Origin of the sequence: Chitinophaga polysaccharea (genome assembly GCF_902150045.1) — a bacterium.
Taxonomy (GTDB): domain Bacteria; phylum Bacteroidota; class Bacteroidia; order Chitinophagales; family Chitinophagaceae; genus Chitinophaga; species Chitinophaga polysaccharea_A.
Genome location: NZ_CABFVU010000001.1, coordinates 2,038,719 through 2,065,593 on the forward strand (window position 1 = coordinate 2,038,719; position 26,875 = coordinate 2,065,593).

The 26,875-nt window shown below is 45.5% G+C and carries 24 protein-coding genes; 8 read left to right on the forward strand and 16 right to left on the reverse strand.

The window, feature by feature from the left end; all coding sequences use genetic code 11:
- Positions 1-54 precede the first annotated feature (54 nt).
- Positions 55-1,623: a glycosyltransferase family 39 protein gene (locus FN124_RS08230; RefSeq protein ID WP_142684247.1), complete on the reverse strand. Its 1,569-nt coding sequence runs from the start codon at positions 1,621-1,623 to the stop codon at positions 55-57.
- A gap of 343 nt (positions 1,624-1,966) precedes the next feature.
- Between FN124_RS08230 and FN124_RS08235 the strand changes: the two genes are divergently transcribed.
- Both FN124_RS08235 and FN124_RS08240 read left to right on the forward strand, forming a co-directional pair.
- Positions 1,967-2,905 (forward strand): helix-turn-helix transcriptional regulator, encoded by a 939-nt coding sequence (locus tag FN124_RS08235; protein WP_142684248.1) that lies wholly within the window; start codon positions 1,967-1,969, stop codon positions 2,903-2,905.
- Positions 2,906-2,994: 89 nt separating this feature from the next.
- Positions 2,995-3,987 (forward strand): aldo/keto reductase, encoded by a 993-nt coding sequence (locus FN124_RS08240; RefSeq protein ID WP_142684249.1) that lies wholly within the window; start codon positions 2,995-2,997, stop codon positions 3,985-3,987.
- A gap of 188 nt (positions 3,988-4,175) precedes the next feature.
- Here the strand turns inward: FN124_RS08240 and FN124_RS08245 are convergent, their stop codons facing one another.
- The 4 genes from FN124_RS08245 to FN124_RS08260 all read right to left on the reverse strand — a co-directional run bounded on the left by FN124_RS08245 (position 4,176) and on the right by FN124_RS08260 (position 6,828).
- Positions 4,176-4,514 carry a translation initiation factor gene (locus FN124_RS08245; RefSeq protein WP_142684250.1) on the reverse strand — a complete coding sequence of 113 codons (339 nt, stop codon included), beginning with the start codon at positions 4,512-4,514 and terminating at the stop codon, positions 4,176-4,178.
- A 20-nt stretch (positions 4,515-4,534) separates the two neighbouring features.
- Positions 4,535-5,416 (reverse strand): diacylglycerol/lipid kinase family protein, encoded by an 882-nt coding sequence (locus FN124_RS08250; RefSeq protein ID WP_142684251.1) that lies wholly within the window; start codon positions 5,414-5,416, stop codon positions 4,535-4,537.
- A gap of 10 nt (positions 5,417-5,426) precedes the next feature.
- Positions 5,427-6,278 carry a carboxylating nicotinate-nucleotide diphosphorylase gene (gene nadC, locus FN124_RS08255; RefSeq protein ID WP_142684252.1) on the reverse strand — a complete coding sequence of 284 codons (852 nt, stop codon included), beginning with the start codon at positions 6,276-6,278 and terminating at the stop codon, positions 5,427-5,429.
- A 136-nt stretch (positions 6,279-6,414) separates the two neighbouring features.
- Positions 6,415-6,828, reverse strand: a complete 414-nt coding sequence (locus FN124_RS08260) for a DUF4783 domain-containing protein (RefSeq protein WP_142684253.1) — start codon at positions 6,826-6,828, stop codon at positions 6,415-6,417.
- Positions 6,829-7,119: 291 nt separating this feature from the next.
- Between FN124_RS08260 and gpmI the strand changes: the two genes are divergently transcribed.
- The 3 genes from gpmI to uvrC all read left to right on the forward strand — a co-directional run bounded on the left by gpmI (position 7,120) and on the right by uvrC (position 11,424).
- Positions 7,120-8,643, forward strand: coding sequence for a 2,3-bisphosphoglycerate-independent phosphoglycerate mutase (gpmI, locus tag FN124_RS08265; protein WP_142684254.1), 1,524 nt, complete (start codon positions 7,120-7,122; stop codon positions 8,641-8,643).
- Between the two features lie 382 nt (positions 8,644-9,025).
- Positions 9,026-9,610 carry a hypothetical protein gene (locus FN124_RS08270; RefSeq protein WP_142684255.1) on the forward strand — a complete coding sequence of 195 codons (585 nt, stop codon included), beginning with the start codon at positions 9,026-9,028 and terminating at the stop codon, positions 9,608-9,610.
- A gap of 2 nt (positions 9,611-9,612) precedes the next feature.
- Positions 9,613-11,424 carry an excinuclease ABC subunit UvrC gene (gene uvrC / locus FN124_RS08275; RefSeq protein WP_142684256.1) on the forward strand — a complete coding sequence of 604 codons (1,812 nt, stop codon included), beginning with the start codon at positions 9,613-9,615 and terminating at the stop codon, positions 11,422-11,424.
- Positions 11,425-11,494: 70 nt separating this feature from the next.
- On the opposite strand, the gene FN124_RS08280 is transcribed toward uvrC, so the two are convergent.
- The 9 genes from FN124_RS08280 to FN124_RS08320 form a co-directional block, all read right to left on the reverse strand.
- Entirely contained in the window at positions 11,495-12,088 is a 594-nt protein-coding gene (locus FN124_RS08280; protein ID WP_142684257.1) for a DinB family protein, read from the reverse strand.
- 65 nt (positions 12,089-12,153) lie between these two features.
- Entirely contained in the window at positions 12,154-12,729 is a 576-nt protein-coding gene (locus FN124_RS08285) for a Crp/Fnr family transcriptional regulator (RefSeq protein WP_142684258.1), read from the reverse strand.
- A 75-nt stretch (positions 12,730-12,804) separates the two neighbouring features.
- Positions 12,805-13,833 (reverse strand): type IX secretion system ring subunit PorN/GldN, encoded by a 1,029-nt coding sequence (gene porN / locus FN124_RS08290; protein ID WP_142684259.1) that lies wholly within the window; start codon positions 13,831-13,833, stop codon positions 12,805-12,807.
- Between the two features lie 21 nt (positions 13,834-13,854).
- Entirely contained in the window at positions 13,855-15,393 is a 1,539-nt protein-coding gene (gene porM, locus FN124_RS08295; RefSeq protein WP_142684260.1) for a type IX secretion system motor protein PorM/GldM, read from the reverse strand.
- A 55-nt stretch (positions 15,394-15,448) separates the two neighbouring features.
- Positions 15,449-16,186, reverse strand: a complete 738-nt coding sequence (gene porL / locus FN124_RS08300; RefSeq protein WP_260607364.1) for a type IX secretion system motor protein PorL/GldL — start codon at positions 16,184-16,186, stop codon at positions 15,449-15,451.
- 152 nt (positions 16,187-16,338) lie between these two features.
- Positions 16,339-17,622, reverse strand: coding sequence for a T9SS ring complex lipoprotein PorK/GldK (gene porK, locus FN124_RS08305; protein ID WP_260607365.1), 1,284 nt, complete (start codon positions 17,620-17,622; stop codon positions 16,339-16,341).
- A gap of 271 nt (positions 17,623-17,893) precedes the next feature.
- The gene (locus FN124_RS08310) at positions 17,894-19,939 is read right to left on the reverse strand and encodes a thioredoxin domain-containing protein (RefSeq protein ID WP_142684262.1); all 2,046 of its coding nucleotides are present in this window, start codon (positions 19,937-19,939) and stop codon (positions 17,894-17,896) included.
- 173 nt (positions 19,940-20,112) lie between these two features.
- The gene (locus FN124_RS08315; RefSeq protein ID WP_142684263.1) at positions 20,113-20,904 is read right to left on the reverse strand and encodes a uroporphyrinogen-III synthase; all 792 of its coding nucleotides are present in this window, start codon (positions 20,902-20,904) and stop codon (positions 20,113-20,115) included.
- A 35-nt stretch (positions 20,905-20,939) separates the two neighbouring features.
- Positions 20,940-21,989: a DUF4271 domain-containing protein gene (locus FN124_RS08320; RefSeq protein ID WP_142684264.1), complete on the reverse strand. Its 1,050-nt coding sequence runs from the start codon at positions 21,987-21,989 to the stop codon at positions 20,940-20,942.
- A gap of 218 nt (positions 21,990-22,207) precedes the next feature.
- On the opposite strand from FN124_RS08320, the gene hemW reads away from it, so the two are divergent.
- Positions 22,208-23,335 (forward strand): radical SAM family heme chaperone HemW, encoded by a 1,128-nt coding sequence (gene hemW / locus FN124_RS08325; protein ID WP_142684265.1) that lies wholly within the window; start codon positions 22,208-22,210, stop codon positions 23,333-23,335.
- Positions 23,336-23,391: 56 nt separating this feature from the next.
- Here hemW and FN124_RS08330 read toward each other — a convergent pair whose 3' ends face one another.
- Together FN124_RS08330 and FN124_RS08335 are read right to left on the reverse strand one after the other, a co-directional pair.
- Positions 23,392-24,366 (reverse strand): deoxyhypusine synthase family protein, encoded by a 975-nt coding sequence (locus FN124_RS08330; protein WP_142684266.1) that lies wholly within the window; start codon positions 24,364-24,366, stop codon positions 23,392-23,394.
- A 152-nt stretch (positions 24,367-24,518) separates the two neighbouring features.
- A complete protein-coding gene (locus FN124_RS08335) occupies positions 24,519-24,971 on the reverse strand; it encodes a hypothetical protein (protein ID WP_142684267.1) in 453 nt (150 codons plus the stop codon).
- Positions 24,972-25,276: 305 nt separating this feature from the next.
- On the opposite strand from FN124_RS08335, the gene FN124_RS08340 reads away from it, so the two are divergent.
- Entirely contained in the window at positions 25,277-25,873 is a 597-nt protein-coding gene (locus FN124_RS08340; protein ID WP_142684268.1) for an acyl carrier protein phosphodiesterase, read from the forward strand.
- A gap of 97 nt (positions 25,874-25,970) precedes the next feature.
- Complete coding sequence (locus FN124_RS08345; RefSeq protein ID WP_142684269.1) at positions 25,971-26,564, forward strand: DUF2911 domain-containing protein; 594 nt, start codon at positions 25,971-25,973, stop codon at positions 26,562-26,564.
- Positions 26,565-26,875: the final 311 nt, after the last annotated feature.

Sequence of the window (26,875 nt, forward strand, 5' to 3'; positions counted from 1 at the left end):
ATAGCTGCCAGGGCCACGGAGCATTGAGGTCGCTTACATTTGGGACACCATACATTATCTGCCCTGGTAAACATTTTGCTTCTCCCGCAAAGCCATCTTCAGCACTGCCGGCAAATCCGGCGACAGGTCGGACATCAGCCAGGCGCCCGCCCCCGATTGATATTCCCTTGATAAGGTGTCTTTCATAATGCCGGTTTGCTCCATGTGGCCAATCATTTTCATGTATTCAGCTTCCGGCTTCGTACCTATTTTAACGATATAACGGATAGTATCCATTTCATGAAACCAGAAAACATAATCCGCATTCATGGCATTGGCCAATGGAATGTTTCTGCCCTTATTATAATAATTCAGCGCGCCGGCCTCCCCGTAGTTATCACAGATAAGTAATGTATACGGCCTGTCGGCCTCAGGCACCCGCTGCCAGGTTTGCCAGGCCATATCTGCCAGCTCCCGCCAGCCAAGCATATCCGCAAAATCCTGCGGCAGGCTATGATCCTGCCCGTCTTCCCACCGCAGCAACCCCAGCTTCTTGAATTTGCCGGCCTTTTCACTGATCTGCGCCGGCTTCATTACCGGGAAAATAACATTTACCAGCAGGGCGAAAGGCACTACTATCAATGCCAGCCACAATAACCGCAGGTAGCGGGTCCAGTCGTGGGTAAAAATCTGCTCCCAGTATACGCTGCCAAAAGCAAGCAACACCGGGTACAAACCCGCAGCGTAATAACTCTTTGCACGCAGGTAGGTAAACAATAATATGGTTAATGCATAAACGCCGATGATAACACGGTAAGGCCGGAACCCCGGCGAAAATATTAACCCTATAACTGCTGCCACCACTATAAAAGCACCGCCCATAAAGAAAAGGAGCTGATCTCCGAGGAAAGAAATACGGCTTACATGCACCAGCTGGTTTTCGCTCAGTTCCTTCATATGATGCAATACGGGCATTCCATGCTGCAATTGCCATATGATATTTGGCGCGATGATCACCAACGCTATTCCCATTCCTGTATACAGGTATTTGTTCTTGTATACTTTCCGGTGGGCCGACAATCCCAGGGCGCCAGCCATTCCGATCACCAGGAAAATAATATTGTATTTATTAAGTATCCCTATACCGGTAACAACGCCCATCCACAGTAACCATTTATTCTCCCCAGTTTGCAGGTATTGCATCAGGCACCAGAACAGCGCCGTCCATGCGAGGATATCAAAAGAATTGGGCTGGTAAAGGATATTCATTCGTGAGAAACCAGAACATAAAAATACCGATGCCGCCAATACCTGTGCAAACCAGCCGCCATTAAGCTTTTCCACCATCTTCCATATCAGCGCCATGGTGAGCGCGCCATAAAGTGCAGGAAAAAATTTTACCCAGAAAAAATTATTTCCCAGCCATTGTACCAGCAGAGAATTGAAAGCAGTAAGCGGAGGTACCGACAAATATCCCGCAGCCAGGTGATTGGCCATATCCAGGTGCAGGTATTCATCGCGGTGCAGCTCATAACAGGGGCTCAGTACTGCAAACTGGAAAATCATTTTTATAATGATAAATGATAATAACAGCCATGAAGAAGTGCGGTAATGCTCCGGTTGCCCGGTAATGCGATGTGTCATACGCAGCGACAAAAAATTTTAACTATTAAAAAAACGGAAATACCTGCTTGTGCTGCAATGTATTTCCGTTTATAGATTTTAAAATTTCTTGTTCAGGGCATATGTGGCAGGCTGCTCTACATAGCGATCATCAGGGCCTGATGATAACAAGATTTTGGTTGATAAAGGCGTTAACAAATTGTGAAATTTTTTCTGATTAATCAAAAATGAAATTGCAACGATGTTTCATTTATAAAAACAAGACAATGCCAGTAAGGGTTTACAGGCAATTCATCCTGCTAAAAGTTAACATACGCGCAAGTTGGGTGAGAAGATTTTAACATAGAATTGTTTAAATTTGAGTATGTCTTCAAGTAAAAACAACTCCATTAAGCTCAAAACTTTCAACGATTTTAACGACGACCTGCTATTATACACACACAAAGAGGTAACTCCCAAAGCGCCGTTACGTGGTAGTTTCGCCGTACATGAAAGATCTGAGTATCCCTGCCTGGACGAAGTCAGTGCCAGCAGACGGGACTATTATAAAATTAGTTTCTTCACCAAAGGTTCTGGTATTTTTACTCTCGGTGATGATCGCTATGAGATCAATGGCCCCGCTTTACTTTTTATTAATCCTTTTGAATTAAAAACATGGCATGCTACCTCTGATGAGCAGGAAGGCTATTACTGCCTGTTCACCGACCTGTTGTTTGAGTCGCAACCCAATCACCAGGAAAACCTGTTACAACATCCGCTCTGGCAGATGGGAGCAAAGGCCGTGTTCACATTAACAGATGAACAGGTAGATTATCTTCAATCCATTTTCCGGCAACTGGTAAAAGAATACAGGGAAAATGCAGCTTTTAAACATGAAGCCATTCTCATTTACCTGAAACTGCTGATGCTGGAAGGCAAACGCTTATCCACCCAGGCTAATCAGCCCAAACGCCAGCTAACAGCTGCACAGGCCCTCGCGCATCGTTTTACTGATATACTGGAAAAACAATTTCCAATAGAATTTACGCATAACCAGTTGTCATTGAAAACAGCAAAAGAGTTTGCACAGGTATTAAATACGCATCCCAATCACCTGAACGCCTGTGTGAAACAAGCCACCGGTCGGACAGTAAGTGAGCATATCCGGCAGAGGATGCTGCTGGAAGCGCGCCTGCTGCTGATGCATACCGACTGGCAGATCGCTGAAATTGCATGGTGCCTGGGGTTTGAGGATCCCGGTAACTTTACGCATTTCTTCAAAAATCATAGTGGCATTTCCCCGCATCTCTACCGGGCGCAATAGTACTTTGATATTAACAATTAATACTTTGCCTTCTACAATTCAAGGCCCTGTACCTGCATGTACATTTGTATCACAAAAATTTTAACAATATGCAGTACAGAAAACTAGGTAAAACAGGCGAATCAATTTCCGCAATAGGACTGGGTTGCATGGGCATGTCGTTTGCATACGGCACAGCACAGGATTTTAATGAAACAGAATCACTTGCCACACTTGAGCTGGCGCTGGACCTGGGCATCAACTTCTGGGATACCGCAGATATGTATGGCCAGGGAGCTAATGAAATCCTGTTATCAAAAATACTTGCCACCAAAAGAGATAAAGTTTTTCTTGCTACCAAATTCGGGTTCAGGTTTAAAGAAGATGGCACTTACTATTTTGATGGTTCACCGAAATATATGAAACAGGCAGTGGAAGACAGTTTGAAAAGACTGAAGGTAGATGTGATTGATCTTTACTATACACACCGGATAGATGAAACAATTCCTGTAGAAGAAACAGTAGGCGCTATGGCCCAACTTGTGAAAGAAGGCAAGGTGCGTTATCTCGGGTTGTCTGAAGCAGGCATTGACTCTATTAAAAGAGCCCATGCGGTACATCCCATAGCAGCGCTCCAAACAGAATACTCCCTGTTTACCCGCGATGTAGAAGAAGGTATTTTAGCCACCACCCGCGAACTCGGTATTACACTGGTAGCCTACAGTCCGCTGGGGAGAGGCCTTTCCACCGGCGCTATCAACAACACCGATAGTATAAAGGACGGCGACTTCCGTAAAAATTTACCCCGTTTCCAGGGAGCAAATTTTGAGCAGAATTTACAAACTGTAAATGCGCTGGAAGCATTTGCCAAAGAAAAGGGTATTACTGCGGCGCAGTTATCGCTTGCATGGCTACTGGCGCAAGGCGAAGATATAGTGCCTATCCCGGGAACAAAGCGCAGAAAATATTTACAGGAAAACGCTGCAGCAGCTGAAGTGAATTTATCTGCAGATGACCTGGCTGCCATAGATGGTATTTTACGCGACAACGCCATTGCCGGTACCCGGTATACAGAGGGAGGAATGAAACTGGTGAACAGATAGTAAACGGATCGCCTACGGCGATGCAGATTTTGTCTGGCTCAGGATTTTGCTGATCTTGCTGATTTATTTTTTTAGAAATTGAATTTCTAATAGTTAAGGGAGATATAAGTGGGTAGGTCCCCTTATATCTCCCTTAATATTTATTCAAAAAAAACAGCAAAATCCTGAGCCGGACAAAATCCGCTGCATTATTTAGTGCGCTTATATCCCCAGTCCAGCAGCCACTTTATTACTTTATCCTTATAGTCTCCCTGGATCAGGATTTCACCGTCTTTCACGCTCCCGCCCGTGCCACATTTGGTTTTGAGTTCCTTACCCAGCTTCTGAATATCTTCTTCTTTGCCAACAAAACCGGTGATAAGGGTTACAACTTTACCGGCACGTTGTTTTTTATCTAACGTAACTCTTAATATTTGCTCTGCAGGCGCAAGGGTAACTGCGTCTTCTTCCTGTTCGGGTTCAAATGAGAAGTTGGGATTGGTGGAATAAACAATTCCATTGCCTGGTGTATTTTTCTTTTTCGACATCTCTCTAAAATATTTAAAGGTTATTCGTTGACCACTAAATTGATAGCACCCGTTTGAATGCGGATGCGTACCACTCCGTTTTCTGTGAGCGGCACCGCGTCTCCGTCTACCTGGAGGTATTGCAATGCACTGCTGCTAATGGTAATATCTTTACCGGTATAATGTTTCAGGTATCTTGTTTGATCGATATTACCCATTAAGGAAAAAATGCTGACCGGCAACAGGCTCATAATGCCTACAGGCGGCATTATGCAAAGATCCAGCTGACCGTCGAAAACACTGGCTTTCGGAGCCAGCTTAAATTCATAACCAAACTGGTTGCCATTGGCCACCGTTAGGAGAAAGGCTTTTGTTTGCAGCACTTCGCCGTCTATCTCGATGCGGTATTCTGCAGGTTCGTAGGTATTAAAGCTTTTCAATACCAGTTTGGCATACCCGGATAAGCCACGTTTGGTATTATGCCGGAACTGTTCTGCAATAAGGGCATCAAAACCCACTCCTGCATTGCTAAGGAAAAGATGTTCGTTGGCATATCCCACATCGATGGCGCGTTGCTTATTGGCTACAACAAGGCTCAAAGCCTTATTTACATCCAGCGGGATTTTCAGCGCGCGTGCCAGGCCATTACCGCTACCCAGTGGAAGGATGGCCATTGCCGTATTACTGCCTACAAGTCCCTGTGCTATTTCATTGATAGAGCCATCACCGCCTACTGCCACTACAGTGTCTACACCATTATTCACAGCTTCCCTGGCAAGGTCTGCACCATGGCCCAGATACGCCAGGTAGGTAGTGCTCACTTCGTATTGATCAGCCGGCAAATGCCTGCTGATAGCATTTTCCAATCGTTTTTCGCGGTCGGTGCCCGCCTTGCGGTTAATGATAAATAGAATCTTCTTCAAAAAAACTGTTTTATAATATAATTGCCTTCAGGCTCAGATCCAGGCTCACCGCGTGGTGTATGACAGCGCCCACGGAGATATAATCCACTCCCGTTTTTGCATACGATTCAATAGTATCCAGTGTAATGCCGCCGGAGGCTTCTGTTTCAAAACGGCCGTTAATCAGCTCCATGGCGCTAACAATATCGGCGGGGGTAAAGTTGTCCAGCATAATCCTGTTCACCTGCCCTACAGCCAGCACTTCTTTCACATCTTCGAGGTTACGTGTTTCCACCTCGATGGCAAGCGGCAGGTTATGCGCTTTCAGATAAGCCACTGTATTGGCTACTGCCGCAGTGATGCCACCTGAGAAATCGATGTGATTATCTTTCAGCATAACCATATCATACAATCCCATCCGGTGATTCACGCCGCCGCCTATACGAACCGCTTCTTTCTCCAGCATCCTGAAGTTTGGGGTGGTTTTACGGGTATCGAGTATCCGGGTATGATAGCCTTTCAGTTTTTCCACGTACCTGTGTGTTAGCGTGGCAATACCGCTCATCCGCTGCATACAGTTCAGCACCAGTCTTTCACCCATCAGCAGGGTATGCACGGCGGCCTCTACTTCAAAGGCTGTTTCACCAGCCTTCATTGGGTCGCCATCTTTCTTATGAGGCGTAAAAACGGTAAACATATCCAGCCACTTAAATATGGCTTCTGCCACTTCCATTCCGGCCAGGATACCATCTTCCTTAATTTTCAGCACCGCTTTACCTTTGGCGGTGGGAGGAATACAGGCCATCGTGGAGTGGTCGCCGCTTCCGATATCTTCTGCCAGTGCGCTTCTGATAAACGCATTCAGCGCTGCTTCATCTAACATAATTGATTGTATTATCTGGTGTTCACGCAAAGAGATGTGCTTTGTTTCTGAGCGCGAAAGATAGGTCAAAAATAAAAAGTGCCCCGCAATTAATTGCGGGGCACCGTGGTTTTTCAACTAATTTATATTAGCATCTTTATTTATTCTCAAATCTAAGCTCGTTCAATACCATTGACCCCCCTTTCTTCTGCAGGAAAAAAGAAACCCTGAAATTGCCGGCAGTGGTAGTCATATTACCGATACCGAAACGGGAGTTATCCCCTCCCTGGTGCACCAGTTCAAATGATTTAATCTGGTTTTTTGAAAAGAAATCTTTCAAAATTATTTCAGCCTGTGCCTTACTATAAGTATTTGATTTTCCGGCTATATTGATCTCTACATTATTATCGAGGTAACTGGCTAAACCGCTTACATCTCCTTTCTTAAGTGCCGCCACTACATCTTCGAACGGGCCGGCAACAGTGATTTCAATTGACCTGGCTGATAATTTTAGTGTTGTAAAAGCACCTCCCAACAACATAATCCCCAGCACCATCAATAGCTTCTTCATTGTCAGTTTTTTTATTAAAAATGTGATTTTCTCCAACTCAAATTAAAAGCGAAAACTATGCCAAACACCCTGCAAATCAACAAAATCACATTATAGTAGTAGCACTTAACCTGTAAACAATAACAGTAAGATAATATGTGTTTCATTTTGAATAATTATAATGCAGCATCTGTTGGAAAGGCCGGAACGCTTATTTTTCCGGGAAACTTTATTTTTGCAAAATATTTAAACCCTTTATAAGTACTTTCACCCTTTCGAGTTTTTTACATTAAAACTATAACCAGATAGGATATGGAAAAGAAAAGAGCCATTCTCGTAATTATGGACGGATGGGGCGAAGGTAAAGTTCCTGCTGCCGATGCCATTGCACACGCAAAAACCCCTTTTGTAAGCAGTTTATACAAACAATACCCGCATAGCCACCTTATCACCTGTGGAGAAGCTGTTGGTCTTCCTGACGGGCAAATGGGTAACTCTGAAGTAGGTCACCTGAATATAGGCGCCGGAAGGATCGTATACCAGGAGCTGCAAAGGATTAATGTGGCCATCCGTGAAGGCGAACTGGCACAAAACCAGATCCTTCTTGATACCCTGGCACATGCGAAAAACAATAATAAAGCGCTGCATCTTATTGGCCTCGTAAGCGATGGCGGCGTTCACTCTCATATTGAGCACGTAAAAGCACTGGCTACCATTGCCCAGGCACATGGTCTGGAAAAAGTATATATACACGCATTTACAGATGGCCGCGATACCGACCCTAAAAGCGGGTTGGGCTTCCTGGAAAATCTTTCTGCCCACCTGGAAAAAACAACCGGCAAAATTGCTTCGGTTACCGGGCGCTATTATGCGATGGATCGCGATAAGCGCTGGGAAAGGGTTAAGCTGGCCTATGATGCACTGGTAAATGGTACCGGTACACCTACCCAGGACCTGCTCACAGCCGTGAAAGCATCTTATGCCGAAGGCGTTACCGATGAATTTATTAAACCCATTATCGTAACCGACGCACAAAACAAAGCCATTGCCACCATACAGGATGGCGATGCTGTGCTTTGTTTCAACTTCCGTACAGACCGCTGCCGTGAAATAACACAGGTACTTACCCAGGAAGCATTTCCTGATTTTGGTATGAAGCCTTTGGATCTCTACTACACCACCATGACAGAATATGACCGTACTTATAAAAATGTACATGTCATCTTCGAAAATGATAACCTCAATATGACCCTGGGTGAAGTGCTCGAGAAAGACCATTGCACACAGATCCGTATTGCTGAAACAGAGAAATACCCCCATGTATCTTTCTTCTTCTCCGGCGGACGGGAAAAGGAATTTGAAGGAGAACGCAGGCTGATGGCGGCATCACCCAAGGTGGCCACTTATGACCTGAAACCGGAAATGAGCGCCAATGAGCTGGCAGACCTCATTGTACCGGAACTGCAGGCAAAATCTGCCGACTTCATAGTGCTCAACTTTGCCAATGCAGACATGGTGGGGCATACCGGTGTGTTTGAAGCCGTTATTAAAGCCGTGGAAACAGTAGACCATTGCGTGGAGCGCGTAGTTACCGCCGCGCTGGCAAGTGATTACACCGTTTTCCTGACAGCAGATCATGGTAACGCCGACTTCATGATCAACGCAGATGGTACTCCCAACACCGCCCATTCACTGAACCTGGTACCTTTCTTTATTATCAATAAAGACTTCCAGGGCCCCGTAAAAGACGGTAAACTGGGCGACATTGCACCTACTATACTTCACTTCATGGGCCTGGAAATTCCGAAGGAAATGACCGGAAACCTGCTGGTATAAGCACTGCGGAACTGATTTTGATGATTTCATTGAAATCATTCTATGCACAAAGAATTAAGGGAGATAGAAGCATCTATGCTTTTATCTCCCTTAATTTTTATCGCTCTCAATTATTATAAAATCAAACTAATCATCAAAATCAGCCTAATCAGTGTTCCAAGACAATTTTCTCATCTCCGAAGGCGATATTTCCCGTTTTATTTATTAACCCCTGTAACATTTAGTTCATCACCTCCGTTTAACAAGCGTTACCCACGAAAAATATCAGCTCAACACGCTGATTTACATATTTTTAGTGCTCTCGACAGATTTGCTCATGCATCGATGCGCCGTTTTCACGGCGCATTTTTTATGACCCACATTTAAGTATTAATTTTGCAACATGAAAAAATACAGGCAAGCAACGGCACTGTTTACCATGATTGGCTTAATGGCCTGTAACCTGGCAAATAACCCATCAAAGCAAAAGGCTCCCGATAAATTCATAAAACTGCCTGAATATTTCAGCCAGGAGAACGCTCATATCCGCGCAGGCGGCTATATACTGCATAAATCAGTGACCCTCAATGGTAAAACTGATACAATCAGTATCCCCGGCAACGACAGCGCTACCGTACACGATCTGTTAAAGCCCTTCATGGATGCAGATTTAAATAAGCCTTCCCTCCGGGATGAATACGATACTTCCGGCTTGTATGATCCGTTTTCCGGGAGAAGATCACTGATCTATAAATCAAAAGGAAAACAGACCACCCCTTCGGAAATTACCCTTGAGCTGGATAAACAAGGCAACATACAACAGGTAAACATTCACTCCTATACCAGCAATATGGTATATGAATTCCGGCAGGATCTGCATTACCAGCAAAACCGGCAGGTCCGGATGACTACCTATCAGAAGATTGCTTTCCTGGCGCCCAAACAACTTGAAGTAAATGTAACGATTGCACCCAAAACAGGATTGTAAACATGACAGCAGCGGAGTTTCAGCAAATATCACACACCATACCGGGAGATGCCGGTATCTACAAATACTACGATGAATCAGGCACCCTCTTATATGTAGGGAAGGCCAAAAGTTTGCGTAAAAGGGTAAGTTCCTATTTTGTAAAAAATCACGACAACTATAAAACCCGCAAACTGGTAGAACATATCCATCATATTGAGTTTACCATTGTTGATTCTGAACAGGATGCTTTCCTGCTGGAAAACTCCCTTATCAAACAATTCAAGCCCAGGTACAATATCAACCTGAAAGATGATAAAACCTACCCCTACATCGTTATCAAACATGAACCATTTCCACGGGTATTTTTCACCCGGAATGTAATAAAGGATGGCTCTGATTACCTGGGGCCCTTCACCTCGGTAGGGAGGGTAAGGGAAATACTGGATGTGATCAAGTATAACATTCCCCTGCGTACCTGTAACCTGAACTTATCTGAAGAAAATATCCGTAGGGGAAAATTTAAGGTATGCCTGGAATACCACCTGGGCAATTGCAAAGGTCCCTGTGAAGGATTACAAACACAGGATGATTATCGTGAAGGGCTGCAACAGGTAAAGAATGTATTAAAAGGCAATCTTACCCCGGTAGTAAACCTGTTCAAAGAACAAATGCTGGAGCATGTATCAAAGATGGAATTTGAGAAAGCGGAGATCATGCGGAAAAAAATAGAAAGCCTGGAGGATTATTCTGCCAAATCCACTATTGTAAATACCCGCATGGGCAATGTGGATGTGTTTTCCATCATTAGCGAAGGTAATCATGCATATGTAAATTACCTACGCATCCTGAATGGCACTATTGCCGATACCAAAACCGTAACGCTCGAAAAACAGCTGGAAGAAAGCGATGAAGAAGTGCTGACTTATGCCATTGCCTACCTGCGGGAAGCATTTAAAAGCATCAATTCAGAAATCATAGTGCCGTTCCCGTTAACCTATCCGGAAAGTAATATCACGGTGACGGTTCCCAAAGGCGGCGATAAAAAGAAGGTGCTGGAGTTGTCTGAAAAAAATGTGAACTATTTTAAAGAAGAGCTATACCGTAAAAAGATCCTGCACCTGGAAGGGAAATCGGACATGGAACGCAGGCAGGTGCTTTACCAGCTGCAGGCCGACCTGGAATTACCCGCCTTACCGGAACATATCGAATGTTTCGATAACTCCAACTTCCAGGGCAGCTACCCGGTGGCTGCCTGTGTAGTGTTCAAAGACGGCCTGGCTTCTAAAAAAGATTACCGTCATTTCAATATCAAAACGGTAGAAGGGATCAACGACTTCGCTTCCATGAAGGAAATCGTTTTCCGGCGCTATAACCGCCTGCTTGCAGAACAACAACCATTACCCCAGTTAGTAATCATTGATGGTGGTAAAGGGCAGCTGGGCTCCGCCATGGAAAGCATCCGGGAATTGAACCTTATAGGCAGCATGACGGTAGTGGGGCTCGCAAAAAATGAAGAGGAAATATTTTTCCCGGGAGACTCGGAAAGCATCAAACTGCCCTATAACAGCGAGAGCCTGAAACTGATCCGCCGGGTACGTGATGAGGTACACCGGTTCGGGATCACTTTCCACCGCCAGAAAAGAAGCAAGGGAACGTTTAAAAATGAACTGGAAAGCATAAAGGGCATCGGGGGAAGTACGGCTACACAACTATTGAAAACATTCCGCTCTGTAGCTAAAATCAAACTTCTTTCACAAGACGACCTGGTGAAAGAAGTGGGCGCCGCCAAGGCCAAACTGATCTGGGATCATTTCCATAAAGAAGATGCCTGATCTTACCGGCTATACAGTTTTTTTCCACTACACCTTCGCCAGGTGCATTACCGTTGCAGGCCAGCGGCAGCTATATGGCATTTTCCACCTGCCGCCGGCTACTGATGGCCTTCTCCGCCTGTAAAACATGCCGGCGGGTGTGCGCGGTTAAAAAACCAAATGTATCGCCTGCAGATAATTTTATAAACCGTGATAACGAAGTGCGCACTTTTATCTGCTGGATATTTACTTTTGCCGCACGGAGCAACAGGTCTTCCATCTGTTCCTGCTGCCGGATAAATTCATGCAATACTGGTGTTACCTCCGGTTGAGCAGACGGTAAATGCCCCTTTGGAGATTTCATACGTGACCGTAACTGACCGTCGGCTCCGGGCTCCATAAGCCGGGTAAACCAGGCGCCTATCCAGCTGCTGTGGAACCGGGGAGCGGGCCGGCTGTTGCGCCTTTCCGCCCTGGTAATGGCCTCATCCAAAGCTGGCAGATAAAACCGGCCATAAGTGTTCAGATGTTCCAGGCATTGCATGGCACTCCACTGGCCGGGGCCGGGCATATGTTGCAGTACCGCGTCTGTTTGTCCACCGAAACGGTTCTCAGCTTTATATTGGATTTCCACATTCTTCCTTCGCAGTTCCTGCAGCAGTTCATCACTGTTTACGCTGGTCATGTTGTATTTGTTTACTGCAAAACTAGGCGTGCGGAGGATACAAAATCTTTGTGCAGATCAACATTTTATAGCTTTACAGTACTTAGCAGTTTGCTGAAGGTAGCCGGATCTATACCAAGATATGAGGCCAGGTACTTATGTGGGATTATCTGTAACACATGAGGACTGCGGGTAAGCAATGTTCTGAATTTTTGTTCTGCGGAAAAAGACAGCAATTCTTTATGTCTTTCCAGTACGCCGGCCAATGCGGCAACGGTTGCCAGCCGGACCCATCTTTCCAGGATGGGATATTGTAATGTAAGCTGGTTAAAGTCTGTATACGACAGGCGAAGAAGCTCGCTATGGGTAAGTGTTTCAAGATACCAGGGAGAGGGTTGCTGGAGCTGGAAGGAATCCAGCACTCCTGAAAATGAACTGGCATAGGTAAATACGAGCGTGGATTCTTTATCATTTTCCAGGGAGAAAACGCGTTGAACACCTGCAGTCACGAAATAGAGGTATTTTTCTATTTCCCCTGCTGCGGTCATGACTTCTTTCCGTTTAAACTGAACCGGATGCCAGCAGGCCGCCAGTGCCTCCCATACATCATCGGGGAGAGGCATTACCTGGAAAACAATTTTACGTAACTGCTGAAGGGGCATAACGGCAAGATAAAAAAAGAAAGGCAATCAGCATAACTGATTGCCTTCCCGTATTGATCGGTGATCATTTTTTGATTAGTACTGCCAGAGGTCCTGCTCTTTGTTAAAGATACGGTCGTGAATGGCTTGTCCTTCCAGGAGGCGCATGGTACCGTCTTTAATGTAGTCTTTGATCTCGCGGTTGTAGGTATTGTTTTCCTTTACTATGTAGCTGCCGAAGAAGCGCATTTCAAAAAGGTCTTCCCAGCTGATAGTGGAGGCATCGTTATTCTGGTTATACACATCATGTTTGGCCAGAACAGCGCGGCAATCCGGATAATACACCCAGAATAAAGGAATGGATGCGCGTACGCTACCATCTTCGTTTATACGGGATACCATGGGAGCTATACCGAGTATGCGAACTTTGAGGGCGGAGGCTTCTTTGTCGAATACCCATACTTCCTTGATCTTGTACTGTTTGATGGTACGCGGATCAAAGTCGTCGCGGGTAGTCACCATTTTTTCTTCGCCGGTCACCGGATCTATACTACGTACAGTTCTTTCTTCTCCGCTTAACTTAGTCTGTATTTCCGAGTAGGGCATTACAGTGGTAAAACGGTCGTCGATAGCGCTGAAAGCTTCTACCTCTTTATTCTTGATGGCTTCGAGCAAAATATTAATGAACAGTTGGTTCACACCAGACTCATCTTCCACATTATACTGGAAGGGGAGGTTGATCTTTTCCCTGATATCGATTACCTGCCATACACGCTTTTCCCAGAACCTGTCATCCTCACGTATGTAATCGTAGGCAATGGGGGTACGTTCCCTGGCAAGGTTCCTTTCCACCACACCATCCACACGCAGCGATTTACGGGGAGTATCTACCAGCGGGGCTGATATATCGTCCGGGCGCAAAGAAGCCGGGGGAGCAGCAGTGGGGGGAGGAGGTGCCACGGCATTCCCGGTAGCCGGGTTTACTACGCTATCCGGTGCAGGTGTTGCTGTGGTTGCGGTTCTGCGGCGGGTAGTACCACCACGGCGTTGCGCTTCAGCAGCTGTTGCCAGCATCACCAGCAAAAGAGTGCACCAACCAATTCTGTTAAATATTACTGCTCGCATAATTCAGTAATTAATGGACCGTTAGTTTAATTTAAATATTGTACTCGGCATGGAACGAACCACGTTATCCGGTCCTTTCACTTTCACGTTTTCAAAGAAAACTTCATCGCCTGGGCGCAGTGAACGGATGGATGCGGCTACGTTTCCCGGGAAATAAGCTGAAGTAGCATCACCTTCCTGGTATTCTTTGCCTTTTGCAGAGATACCTACGCGGTAACCGATTACTTCATATTTCACGCCTTCAAATTCAAAATCTTCGAGGTCGGCACGTAAACCGCCCTGTACTTTAAAGTCGGCAGCTTTCATGCTTCCGCCTTTATTAACTCCTACTTTCAGCACCGGGTCGGGAACACGTTTTACACGGAATTCCTTCTGGCCGAGTGACTTGGTTTTACCATCGATGTTGGCAACTACATTAATTACTGCCTTGCCTGGCTGGCTTACAGTTACGATGTATTCGCCGGAAGCACGTTTGGTCATATTACCACCTGTTATAGAGGCAGATACCTGTTCAGCGGGCACACCAGCAGCAGAGATCGAGATAGGATTCTGCAGGCCGATATACAGCACGTTCATTTTATCTGCGGAAATAGAGGTTGCCGAAGCACCTACATTATAAGTTTCTGTAAAGGGATAGGATTCAGGAGCGCCACCAGTTGGGCTAGGTAAGGTAATAGTACCGGTCAGTGTTTTTTCACCAATTCCGGAAACAGGAGTTGTAAATACTCCTAAACCTTCGTGTGCTTCAATGGTTTGACCATTCACAACGATAGTCGGGTTCACCGTGGTGCTGTAAGCGCCTACTGCGATGTTGGCAGTTAAGGTTTGTCCTTCCATCAGGTTTTTGGAGTTCAGAGAAATAAACGGTCTTACTTTATCGAATTTGAACGTATTCGCATCAATCTGACGGAACAGGTCATCGATAATGGCAGACTCAGAGTTTTTGATATCATTCTGGAATTTACCCAGGATGGTTACTGCAGCAATGGTAGGAACCATGTTGAAGTGGTAGGTTGTCCATGATTTAGGACCACTGCCATGCTCATCATTTGATTTGCCTACTTCTATTTTAAGTGGTAAAGTTTTTTCGAACTGATCTTTCTTTTTTGGATCAACGAAAGAGAGCAATTTAGCACGTAAGTCCTTCAGTTTAGCTTCCAGTTCAGGGCCTTTCTTCATATTTTCCATCACCCTGGTAGGAGCATCCAGTCCGGCTTTATCCTTGATTTCACCATGTTCATCAAAACCGCCACTTTCTGTAATGATGGTTTTCTTTAAAGATTCAACATAGTCGTACATGCTGGCAGAGATCTGTTTCACCTGTTGGGCCTTGGCTCTGAGAGGTGCAGTTTTTTCCGCGTTATCCTTCATCTGTGCGTCAAACTGCCTGTAGATAAAGTCATTCTTGTCGGCTAAGGATTTATTTGAAGTATTAATTGAGTTATTTACGATACTAAAAGCGTTCAATATTTCAGCAGAGACGTTCAACGCCAGCATGGCCGTCAAGACCAGGTACATGATGTTGATCATCTTCTGCCTAGGATCTTTAGGTAGTGCCATAGTTTGTTTGCAGATTTAATTGATATGTTTTAATTCAGAAACTATTAGCTGTACCTTATCTTCCTCCGTGCATAGCACTCAGCATGTTACCATAAATTGAGTTCAGGTTGCTGAGGTTTTTAGCGAGCAGGGAAATTTGCTCCTGTGTTTTCCTGGCATCTTCAATGCTGCCACTCATTGCACTGGAGGCATTCTGCAGGTTGCTGTAGAATGAGTTCATTGCTTTCAGGTGGTTGTTGGTATCCTGGAGTTCCAGTTCATAGATAGCATTGAGGGAAGCGAGATTTTTAGTCATACCCTGCATCTGTACATGGAAGTCTTTGGTAGACTCTGATGCACTGTTGAAAGAAGATACAGCAGCGGCGGCAGTGGTGTAGGCATTTGCTACATTACCGATAGCGCTGGCAGCTTCTCTGGTTTTTTGTGTATAATCTCCTGTAGCTGCTACTACATCGCTGATGTCTCTCATTTTATCAACGGTTGTACCCAGTTTCTGGAAGTTTTCGCTTAAGCGCTGCAGGTTGGCAGGAGTAATGTCTGCTTCCTGGAGCATTTTGTCCAGGCCGGCCACAGCAGGGCTTCCTGCTACTGCTACTACCTGTCCTTCTGTATGTGCGCCGGTATCAGGTACAAAAGCGTATACAAAAAAGATGAGCGCCTCTGTGCTCAGACCCAGGATCAAAGCGATGTCTGCTCCGCGCCAGTGCTGTAATTTGAATAATGCCCCGATAATTACCACGGAGGCCGCAATACATACGAAAAAGTTCAGCCATTTAGCTTTGTTAGGATTCATAGCCATAGGTTAAAATTTACTGGTTAAAATGTTAGTTAAAGTCTGTATGGAATAGTTAATTCTCACTGATTTACTCATAATAGTGTACATACTACAAAGGTTTCTTTGGTGTTAATAAATACAGGCTATTACTGGTTTTAATTATCCTATCTCTATCTGTGCTTTACTCGTCTGCTAAGGGCAATGGTACATCTGAAACCAACATAGGATTTCGAACTGTCCTGGTATTCATAAGTTCTGGTACCGGTTTGAAGGAAATATCCCACGTCTTTCCAGGAACCACCCCTGATTGCTTTACGTTTCATCTTTAATGGTGCGTCATCCGGCACATCCATTCTCAGATATGGGTTCATATCTGATGTGAAAGAATAGGCGTTTTCGTAAAAGATATCTGCTGTCCATTCCGCAACGTTGCCGGACATGTTGTATAAACCATAGTCATTAGGCCAGTAAGCATCTGCACGAACGGTGTAAAAACCACCGTCTTCCGGATAGTTACCTCTGCCTGGTTTGAAGTTAGCCAGCAAACATCCTTTTTTATTACGGATATAGTAACCACCCCATGGGTAAGGCGTTTGCTCTCTTCCGCCGCGGGCGGCATATTCCCACTGTGCTTCAGAAGGCAACTGGAATTTATCTTCCGTAAACAGCTTCTTGCTGGCGCGGTAGTCTTCCCAGAACTTACTTCTCCACTCACAGAAAGCTGTCGCCTGGTGCCAGTTTACACCTACTACCGGATAGTTGTCGAACGCCGGGTGCCAGAAGTACATACGTGTCATCGGCTCGTTGTAGGCGTAAGAGAAATCCCTGATCCAGCACAGTGTATCCGGGTAAATGGGCACATCTTTCTTTACTATAAAAGTAGAGCGCGGCTTGCCGAAATTCTCTCTCAGCTTCGCTTTATCCCAGTTAAAGGTTTCCTGATGGTATATCAGTTTGCCTACGTCAATATCCTTACGGCCATATAACCGGTCTGCTTCGGTATATACCATCGCATCCAGCTTTTCCATGGTCGCCTTATCTTTATATACAATCTTCTGCTTCCAGTCAATTATATCATGACCATCATCAGATTTTACATGCCCCAGTAAAATATGCGCAATTGAGTCCTGTACCCAATTCACGAACTGGCGGTACTCGTTATTCGTGATTTCCGTAGCATCCATGTAGAAACCGGAAATGGAAATCGACTTGTTACGCGCCGTGTACGCATAGTTTACGTCCTCATCACTGGGACCCATGTGAAAAGTTCCGGCTGGTATGTATACCATTCCGTACGGTACAGGGGGAGTGTACTTCGGTCTCGGACTCACGCCGATCAATTGCCCTTGTGCATTTTTTGGGGTTTTACTACCGCCACAGCTGGCCAGCAGGGAAACCAGCAAAACTGCCAACAGACCTTTTACATAGTTAAGCTTCATAAGGGTAGCTTTCATCAGAATATGTTTTTTCTATTAACCAGCCTGGTGTGATTTGCCTGTATGCAAGGGAACACATTTCTCATTTTTTCACCCGCTTTGTTTATATGAAAGATAGCAAATGTAATAATTTATTTTAATCCGTAGTGACTTTTTATCCAACTTTTTCAATTCGCCTTATATCCGGTCTGTAACTAGTTTAAACGCTCCTTTTAACATTTTATTATATGAACGTAATAACATTTATTGAATCTAAACCCTCCCTTACAAGGGGCAAGTTACATAAATATTATATTAAATTAACAATTTCTTCTATATAATGTACCGGCTTAATGCAATGATAATCTTTACATAAATACACCAGCGTCTCATTCTTCTGTTCCCGTCCGGTCAGCAGGGGAATCCCCGGAACATTTTTCCCGGCGCCCACAAGTACCCTGTATGGGAGGAACCATTTTCCTGCCTCTTCCATCCTTTTCCTGTAATCTTTTCCAACAATGGCCAGTTCAGGAGTGCCTTTTACCAGCTGTAATAACTGGCTCGCCCACACGCCAAACGAAGTAGGGTATCTGATTATTGTTTGCGAAAGGCTGGAAACAGCCTCCACACACCGATCCGCCCATTCTTTCCGATCAAAAACAACAGAAAGGTACCAAAGGTTTTGCATCATTACTGCATTACCGCTGGGCACTGCTCCATCGTACACTTCCTTCTTCCGTACTATCACATCGTTCTGGCCCTCAATAGTATAGTAAAAAAACAAGCCGCTTTCATCACTGAAATGAGCAGTTACAAATGCTGTAATATCCCGTGCCTCATACAAATACCGGGTATCGCCGGTGATCTCCTGTAAAGCTATCAACGCCCGGATCAAACATGCATAGTCATCCAGGAATGCAGGGTACTTCGCCTGCTGCTGTTTCCAGGTATGGTAAAACCCGCCACCGGCAGTCTCCTCGCGGAAACTCGTTAAACAGAAATCCATATTGCGGACAGCCATCTCCCGGTAAGCCGGATCACCCAGGGCTGCATAAGCTTTACAGCAGGCATGCACCATCAGGGCATTCCACCCCAGCAGGATCTTATCATCCAAACCTGGCCTGATCCGGTTCTCCCTTACTGCCAGCAGCTTTTCACGGCAACCCTTTAACATCGCCCCGAAAATACCTGCATCATATCCTCTCCCGGCAGCAAAAGCCTCCAGGGGCTGCTGCACCCATAATATATTCTGCTCTTCCCAGTTGCCATGTTCTGTTACATCATAATACTCGCAAAAAGGCTTTGCCTGCTCCCCGAGTATATGATGGATCTCCGTTTTGCTCCAGGTATAAAATTTCCCCTCCACTCCCTCAGAATCCGCATCCAGGGCGGCATAAAAGCCCCCCTCCGGCGAGGTCATTTCACGGGTTATAAAGCTCATCGTGTCCCTGATCGTTTGTGCATATACCTCATTGTGCGTGAGCTGGTAAGCGTCGCACAGCACATCCAGCAACAACGCATTATCATACAGCATCTTTTCAAAATGAGGAGCCAGCCATTTTTCGTCGGTGGAATAACGGGCAAAACCGCCGCCCAGCTGATCGTAAAGGCCTCCCTGCAACATTTTATCGAGCGACAACAACGCCTGCTGCAGCCCTTCCGGATACTGATAGGCATGGTGATACCGCAACAGGTAAGCAATAGTAAACGTTTGCGGGAATTTGGGCGCCCGTCCGAAACCGCCCCACCGGGTATCTGCCTGCTTCAGTATATTTTCGCAGATAGTATCACATTGCGCTTTGGTAAATAATTCCTCAAAAGGAATATCCAGATGTAAACCTGGCTGCTGGCCAAACTGGGCCGATTGCCGGATATGCTGTACGAGGTTGTCGGCCTGGGACTCAATTTCGTCGCGCTTATGCCGGAACGCATCGGCCAGCGACAGCAGCACATCTGTCCAGGAAGGACGGCTGTATGCCTTCACCGGGGGAAAATATGTACCCCCGTAAAAAGGTTTCCTGTCGGGTGTAAGAAAAACGTTCAGTGGCCAGCCACCAGCGCCGGTCATAGCCTGCACGGCATCCATGTAAATATGATCCAGGTCCGGTCTCTCCTCGCGGTCTATCTTGATATTAATGAAATGCTCGTTCATAATGGCAGCCGTGGCCTTCTGCTCAAAACTCTCCCGCTCCATTACGTGGCACCAATGGCATGCAGCGTACCCAATACTTACCAGTATAGGTTTATCCTCCTGCAACGCACGTTGCAGCGCCTCTTCTCCCCACGGATACCAGTTTACAGGATTATGCGCATGCTGCAGCAGATATGGACTGGTTTCACTGATAAGCTTATTCATGGATCCCCCCTACTCGATAAATAATGATTGATCTTCTATTTCTTCTACAAAGAAATTTATTTTTTCAGGATTATAAAGAAATATTTTGGAAACAGCCCCTGCATTGCCATTGCAGCAAAAAAACAGGGATGGCATTGTGCCATCCCTGCCAGTTTTATTGCAGTAAAAAATGCTTACTTTTTTGACAGGGTTGTCAGGTATTGCTCCAGCGCAGCTGCCATAGATGGCGCCTGCGGAAGCGGAGCCTTTACATCCAGTCTCAATCCTGCTTCTTCCACAGCGGCAGAAGTAGTTGGGCCAAAGGCACCGATATGCGTCCCGTTCTGCACAAACTCCGGCATGTTCTCAAACAACGATTTCACACCGGAAGGACTGAAAAACACGATCATATCATAAGCAGTAGCTGCCAATACCTCCTTTACATCAGTTGAAACAGTTTTGTAAAGAGTAGCAGTGGCATAGTCGCACTTGTTCGCTTTCAACCATTCTTCAATATCTTTTTTCTGGCTATCGGAGCTCGGGAAAAGGAACTTTTCATTGTCCCGGTGTTTGTTCATCACTTCCAGCACTCCTTTGGTAGAACCGTCTGCCCCATAAAATACCTTCCGTTTCCGGTAGAGAATGAATTTCTGCAGGTACAACGCAACTGCTTCAGTAATACAAAAGTATTTGCATTCCTGTGACACCTTAATCTTCATTTCCTCGCAGATCCGGAAAAAGTGGTCCACCGAATTACGGCTGGTGAAAATCACTGCCGTATAGCTGAGAATGTCGATTTTCTGTTTTCTGAACTCCTTCGCTGGCAAACCTTCCACCCTTATGAACGGATAAAAATCCAATTTTATATTGAATTTCCTGGCCAGATCAAAGTAGGGTGACTTTTCTGTTTCAGGCTTAGGTTGAGAAATTAGGATTGACTGAATTTGTTTTCCTTGCAAATCTTTTTTTGGCCCGCCTTTTATCATACTTTTTTTGCTCTTGTGTTAACAATAGGCGATAATCAGGGATTACCAGTTAACCAGATATTCTGCAGCACCTTGGTTAATATTAAAACAGGCGCTACTTCGAAAGCGCAAAGGTAAAGAAAAAAATGCAATTTACTGAAAGATAGGTACTGCCGAACCAGAGAATAAGATCTAATATACCTGTAGATAATAAGTAATACAATAAAAAACAAAGATATATATAGGAAAGTACGCGCTATTTCCGGCGAACAAAAGGCAATAATCACCAAAAACGGCACCAGCAACACCCCAAGAATTTTGTTAATCAGGTAAAGAATGAAAATATAGGCATCTGCCAGTTCAGAATTCCCGAACAACCATCCGCAAAACCGCAGCATAACGTATTTAAAACCATATACCACCGCTACCATTAATATCAGTCCGGGTATAAGCAACCATGGCTCAGCCTGTGGAAACACCTGCTGGCGGTATAATACCAGGTAAAAATACAGTCCCAGTGCAATGGCAAAGAAAATATTCAGCAGCAGGTTTGGGAAAGGCGACTGCGACAGCTGGTCTTTCAACTGGCGCTGGCTCAATGTGGGATTGAGAAACGCCCGGAACAGGTCAGAGAAATATTTCCTGTAAGACAAGCGGATGATACTCAGTACCAGCAATACACCGGCCATCAGGTAGATCAGCCAGTCCATATTACGGTAGGGCCTTATCGGGTTAGTATCCACAAACCTGGGCTTGCCGGGTTTCAGGAAGATGTTTTCCTGCGATATCTTCTTCAGGTAAAGATCATAGGCAGATACTGGCTTTACTTTAGGCGCTGCCGCCAGGGCAAGGCTGTCTGTTTTCAGGGTGGCAGAATCCTTCCCTGACTTTGTGGAATCCTTACCGGCCCGCGCAATTGCCGGTAAAACGGCCCTGGTACTGTCTTTTCTGACAGGCGTGGTACGCGGTTTCGGACGCAGTGAATCTGCAACGGTACGGGTAGCCACCGGCTTTTTCTTTACTGCCGTCGCCGCAGCGGAATCTGTTGTTTGCGCCCAAACCGGCAAATAACCAAAAATGAATAACAGCAGTAACCAGTTTCGCACCAGGAAAATATTTTGCAATGATTTTTAAATCGGTTTTTCAATAACACGTTTCCAAAGAAGGAATCAACAGCAATTAACAACGTCCGGCCCACATAACAAAAAGGAAACGCAATTTTAATATCGCAAAGATATTAAAATAGTCCATAGTTGACCGGGGTGTAGTAAGGGGAAGAAGGTATCTTTGCGGCCAATACAGGTAACAAATTACAAAAAACGTCATGGCCGGAATTTATTTACATATCCCTTTTTGCAGGCAGGCCTGTTACTACTGCAATTTCCATTTTTCCACCTCGCTGGCGCAACAGGGAACAATGGTAAATAGCCTGTTGCAGGAAATCACCCTACAAAAAAACTACCTGGGGGAGGAGCCGGTACATACTATTTACTTTGGTGGCGGCACTCCCAGCCTGCTAAAGGAGCAGGAGCTCACTGCATTGCTACTGCACCTTCGGACTACCTTCAATGTGGCGCCGGATGCAGAAATTACCCTGGAAGCTAACCCCGACGACCTTACCGCTGAAAAACTGACCCAACTCAAAGCTGCCGGCATCAACCGGCTGAGCATAGGCGTACAGTCATTCCATGAAGAAGACCTTACCTGGATGAACCGTGCGCACAATAGCCGGCAGGCGCAGGATTGTATCAAACTGGCGCAGGACCTGGGATTTCAGAATATTACCATCGATCTCATTTACGGAGGGCCTACCCTCACGGATGAGGGCTGGGAGCAAAATGTAAGGCGGGCCATTGCCCTAGGTATTCCGCATTTATCGTGTTATGCACTTACCGTGGAGCCAGGAACAGCGCTGGATCACTTTATAAAGAAAAAGAAAATGGCTGCCACTGATCCGGATAAGGCGGCACAACATTTTGAAATGCTGATGGAATGGCTGGGCGCCGCAGGATATGAACATTACGAAATCTCCAATTTCGCTCTGCCCGGATGGCATTCCCGGCATAACAGCAGCTACTGGCAGGGTAAGCCTTATCTTGGCCTGGGACCATCGGCACATTCATTCAACGGCACTTCCAGGCAATGGAACATTGCCAGTAATCCACAATACATCAAAAGTATGGCAGCCGGTAAAGTGCCTTTTGAGATTGAATCCCTCACTACCGCCATGCAGTTTAATGAATACGTTATGACCTCCCTCCGCACTTCGGCCGGATGTAACCTGGAATGGGTGTCGGAGAAATTCGGGACGGATCATACCATTCACCTGCTGGCACATAGCGAGCCCTATATCAGGATGGGCCGCATAGAGCGGGTAGGGGAAACGTTACGGTTAACAAAAGCCGGCCGCCTGTTTGCAGATGGAATAGCAGGCGAGCTATTTATCTTATAAAAAAGGCAGCGGAAATGATCTCCGCTGCCTGTTATATAAATATTCACAATGCTTAGTTACCATCCCAGGATATACGCAAACATCAGCGGGGCTACAATGGTAGCATCTGATTCCACGATAAACTTAGGTGTGTTGATATCCAGTTTACCCCAGGTGATTTTTTCATTAGGCACTGCGCCTGAGTAAGAACCATAGGAAGTAGTAGAATCGGATATCTGGCAGAAGTAACCCCAGAAAGGCACATCTGTCCACTCAAGGTCCTGGTACATCATCGGTACCACGCAGATGGGGAAGTCGCCCGCAATACCGCCACCGATCTGGAAGAAACCAACACCTTTACCAGCAGAATTTTTACGGTACCATTCAGACAGGTAGATCATGTATTCAATACCGCTTTTCATGGTAGACGTTTTCAGATCACCCTTGATGCAGTAAGATGCGAAGATATTACCCATGGTGCTGTCTTCCCAACCCGGAACAATGATAGGAATATTTCTTTCAGCAGCAGCGATCATCCAGCTGTTCTTAGGGTCAATTTCATAATGCTCTTTCATGACGCCGCTCAGCAGGAGCTTGTACATGAATTCATGCGGGAAATAGCGTTCACCGGCTTCTTCAGCGTCTTTCCATATTTTGTAGATATGCTTCTGAATACGGCGGAAAGCTTCTTCTTCCGGGATACAGGTATCTGTAACGCGGTTGAAGCCCTGCTCCAGCAGATCCCATTCTTCCTGCGGGCTCAGATCACGATAGTTGGGTACTCTCTTATAGTGTGTATGCGCTACCAGGTTCATGATATCCTCTTCCAGGTTGGCACCGGTGCAGGAAATGATATCCACTTTACCCTGACGGATCATTTCCGCGAAAGAAATGCCCAGTTCAGCCGTGCTCATCGCACCGGCTAATGTCACCATCATTTTACCGCCTTCCAGCAGATGTGTTTCATATCCTTTGGCAGCATCCACCAATGCAGCTGCATTAAAGTGGCGGTAATGGTGCTGGATAAATTGAGAAACAGGTCCCTTATTCATGTCATTTAATCATTTATACATTAACGGTCTGGCTAATAAAGCCTTAACAGGGGGCAAAGTTAAGATAATTTTTGCAGGGGCAAGGGCGTGGGGATAAAACAAAAGGGCCCGTGGCAAATGCCACAGGCCCCGTATTTTTAACACTACTAAAACTAAGCTTTTTTCAAACGGCTGTATACTTTCATATTGGCCTCTGCATCTGTTTTGATCACCGTCCAGGTATCGGTGCTTTCCAGTGTTACAAAATATACCACATTTTCTGAAGATGCATATTCCACTACACAATAAATGCTGCTATTGGAATACTTCTTATTCAGCTTGCTGAGCACTCTCAGTGGCAGCTGATCCCCCTGCAGGTAGCGGGAAGTGGCCAGCAGGGTACCATCTTCTTTAAAGAAAGCGGTCACTTTCGTATTGCTCATGGTAAACTTGGCGGTAAAGGTTTTATTATCCTCTGTATACCACTTCACATCGGTAGCACCGGTAAAAGATTCGTTGAATGTACTGTTGATCTTGTTGTTAACAGTAGTTTCATAAGGGCTTGCAAAAAGTACATTTGCACTCAGCATAAGCGCTGCACTGATTAATACAATAAGTTTTTTCATGGCGGAAAAAATTTATGGTGATTGTAATTTTTTTTGTTTCGATGAGTCAAAGCTACGCCCCAAAGTGACTGGTGGTCAAGGCATACTTTACTGGTGGGAGCACATGATTAGTTGGGCTATCCGCTAATGAACGTCCGCCTGACCGGTGGCGGACAACGGCCTGTAAAGACCAGCCATAGCCTGTTTGTTGGTGCCAACCTGCCAATGTTGCTTGGGGCAGAGTTAAGAAATTGTTAAAATGGATAAGGTTCGGGGCCGTGCGGACCTGTCGCTGCCAATTGGCGTATAAAACGTACCTTGAGACGATGAATTACCTGGCCCATGCTTATTTATCGTTTAACCAGCCGGAACTGATCACCGGTAATCTCATTGCCGATTTTGTAAAGGGTAAAAAGGGCTTGTTGGCCTACACGGAAGGGATTCAGCAGGGCATCCGTATACACCGGGCTATCGACAACTTTACTGACCAACATCCGGTAACGGCCAGGGCTAAACAATTTTTCCGCCCGTCGTGCGGATTATACAGCGGCGTATTCACTGATCTCGTGTACGATCATTTCCTGGCCACTGATCCTGAGCGCTTTACCAACAACTCACTATATTCGTTTGCCCGTTACGTTTACAGCCAGGTGGATCAGCGCGCCGGGCAGCTGCCGCCGGCTTTTCTGCAGATGTTTGAGCACATGCAGGCCTATAACTGGTTGTATAATTACCATAGCACCGATGGTATTTCCAGCTCCATCAGGGGAGTAGCACGCCGGGCCAAATACCTGGAAACAGACAACAGTATTGTATTTGCCGTGTTTATGGAGCATTATGCCGCGCTGAAAAAATGCTACCAGGATTTCTTCCCCGAGCTGCAGGCTTACGTGAAAGGACTGCTGCAAACCGAAAACCGCTAACGGCTTGTTAAATGAGAGAACTACGCTTTTCAGATTCCTTAAAAAAAAGTAGGTTTGCCGCCAATAATCTATAAAAGAAATAAAGCTTCCCAGGATGATGAAAAAAGTTCTCCTTTTTGCCTTTGTAGCAGGTTTGATTGGTTTCAGCGCTGCCGCACAGGATAAAAAACTACCACCACTCGATGCCAGCCCGATGGATATGGCCTATTACCCTGTAATGTATCCCTATGTTGTAAAAGTAAAAGGCGAACCTGGCTCCCTGGTAGCCAGGATTATTTACAGCCGCCCCCAGACAAAAGGAAGGGATATCTTTGGAAACCTGGAAGAATACGGCAAAATATGGCGGTTGGGCGCTAATGAAGCTACTGAGATTGAATTTTTCAGACCGGTGATCATAGCCGGAAAGAACATTCCGAAAGGACGTTATACCCTGTATGCTATCCCAACAGAAAAAACCTGGACCATCATCCTGAACAAAGACACTGATGTATGGGGCGCTTTTAAATACGATCAGAAAAAAGATGTGGTGAGAACTGCTCTTCCTGTATTGTCGCTGGATACGCCGGTAGAGGCATTTACAATGGTATTTGAGAAGGGAGATCCCGGCGCAAATCTTATCATTGCCTGGGATAAAGTAAGCGTAAGCCTGCCCATTAAGTGGACGGAAACCGCTGTTGCAAAAAAGAAATAACACCTACAATATAAAATGCCGCCGGGGCGAAGTAAATGCAGTGTGCTACTGCTTTACTTCGCCCCGGTAACGTTTATACGAAAACTGTTTACACAGCTGCTGCTTTAAAAAGAAAAAGCGGTAAGAATACCGCCTTAAGAATTTTAACCATATCCTATGAAAAACCTAAAACGAATTTAGCGCGATTAACCATATCCGTTAGTAGCTAATTGGTGAACGATATAAAAATGTTCGTAAGCGTTGAAATTTATGCGCTCATATTTTTGGTATCAGCTAAAATGGACAAGTTTGTCCTTTATCAATTGTAACCC

Bases quoted from the DNA above. Each gene is read 5' to 3' on its own strand.
- FN124_RS08240 (WP_142684249.1), top strand. From the start codon at position 2,995: ATGCAGTACAGAAAACTAGGTAAAACAGGCGAATCAATTTCCGCAATA.
- hemW (WP_142684265.1), top strand. From the start codon at position 22,208: ATGGCCGGAATTTATTTACATATCCCTTTTTGCAGGCAGGCCTGTTAC.
- porN (WP_142684259.1), bottom strand. From the start codon at position 13,833: ATGCGAGCAGTAATATTTAACAGAATTGGTTGGTGCACTCTTTTGCTG.
- gpmI (WP_142684254.1), top strand. From the start codon at position 7,120: ATGGAAAAGAAAAGAGCCATTCTCGTAATTATGGACGGATGGGGCGAA.
- nadC (WP_142684252.1), bottom strand. From the start codon at position 6,278: ATGTTAGATGAAGCAGCGCTGAATGCGTTTATCAGAAGCGCACTGGCA.
- FN124_RS08310 (WP_142684262.1), bottom strand. From the start codon at position 19,939: ATGAATAAGCTTATCAGTGAAACCAGTCCATATCTGCTGCAGCATGCG.
- FN124_RS08260 (WP_142684253.1), bottom strand. From the start codon at position 6,828: ATGAAGAAGCTATTGATGGTGCTGGGGATTATGTTGTTGGGAGGTGCT.
- FN124_RS08335 (WP_142684267.1), bottom strand. From the start codon at position 24,971: ATGAAAAAACTTATTGTATTAATCAGTGCAGCGCTTATGCTGAGTGCA.
- FN124_RS08315 (WP_142684263.1), bottom strand. From the start codon at position 20,904: ATGATAAAAGGCGGGCCAAAAAAAGATTTGCAAGGAAAACAAATTCAG.
- FN124_RS08230 (WP_142684247.1), bottom strand. From the start codon at position 1,623: ATGACACATCGCATTACCGGGCAACCGGAGCATTACCGCACTTCTTCA.
- FN124_RS08270 (WP_142684255.1), top strand. From the start codon at position 9,026: ATGAAAAAATACAGGCAAGCAACGGCACTGTTTACCATGATTGGCTTA.
- porK (WP_260607365.1), bottom strand. From the start codon at position 17,622: ATGAAAGCTACCCTTATGAAGCTTAACTATGTAAAAGGTCTGTTGGCA.
- FN124_RS08235 (WP_142684248.1), top strand. From the start codon at position 1,967: ATGTCTTCAAGTAAAAACAACTCCATTAAGCTCAAAACTTTCAACGAT.
- FN124_RS08345 (WP_142684269.1), top strand. From the start codon at position 25,971: ATGAAAAAAGTTCTCCTTTTTGCCTTTGTAGCAGGTTTGATTGGTTTC.
- porM (WP_142684260.1), bottom strand. From the start codon at position 15,393: ATGGCACTACCTAAAGATCCTAGGCAGAAGATGATCAACATCATGTAC.
- porL (WP_260607364.1), bottom strand. From the start codon at position 16,186: ATGAATCCTAACAAAGCTAAATGGCTGAACTTTTTCGTATGTATTGCG.
- FN124_RS08340 (WP_142684268.1), top strand. From the start codon at position 25,277: ATGAATTACCTGGCCCATGCTTATTTATCGTTTAACCAGCCGGAACTG.
- FN124_RS08330 (WP_142684266.1), bottom strand. From the start codon at position 24,366: ATGAATAAGGGACCTGTTTCTCAATTTATCCAGCACCATTACCGCCAC.
- FN124_RS08245 (WP_142684250.1), bottom strand. From the start codon at position 4,514: ATGTCGAAAAAGAAAAATACACCAGGCAATGGAATTGTTTATTCCACC.
- uvrC (WP_142684256.1), top strand. From the start codon at position 9,613: ATGACAGCAGCGGAGTTTCAGCAAATATCACACACCATACCGGGAGAT.
- FN124_RS08280 (WP_142684257.1), bottom strand. From the start codon at position 12,088: ATGACCAGCGTAAACAGTGATGAACTGCTGCAGGAACTGCGAAGGAAG.
- FN124_RS08285 (WP_142684258.1), bottom strand. From the start codon at position 12,729: ATGCCCCTTCAGCAGTTACGTAAAATTGTTTTCCAGGTAATGCCTCTC.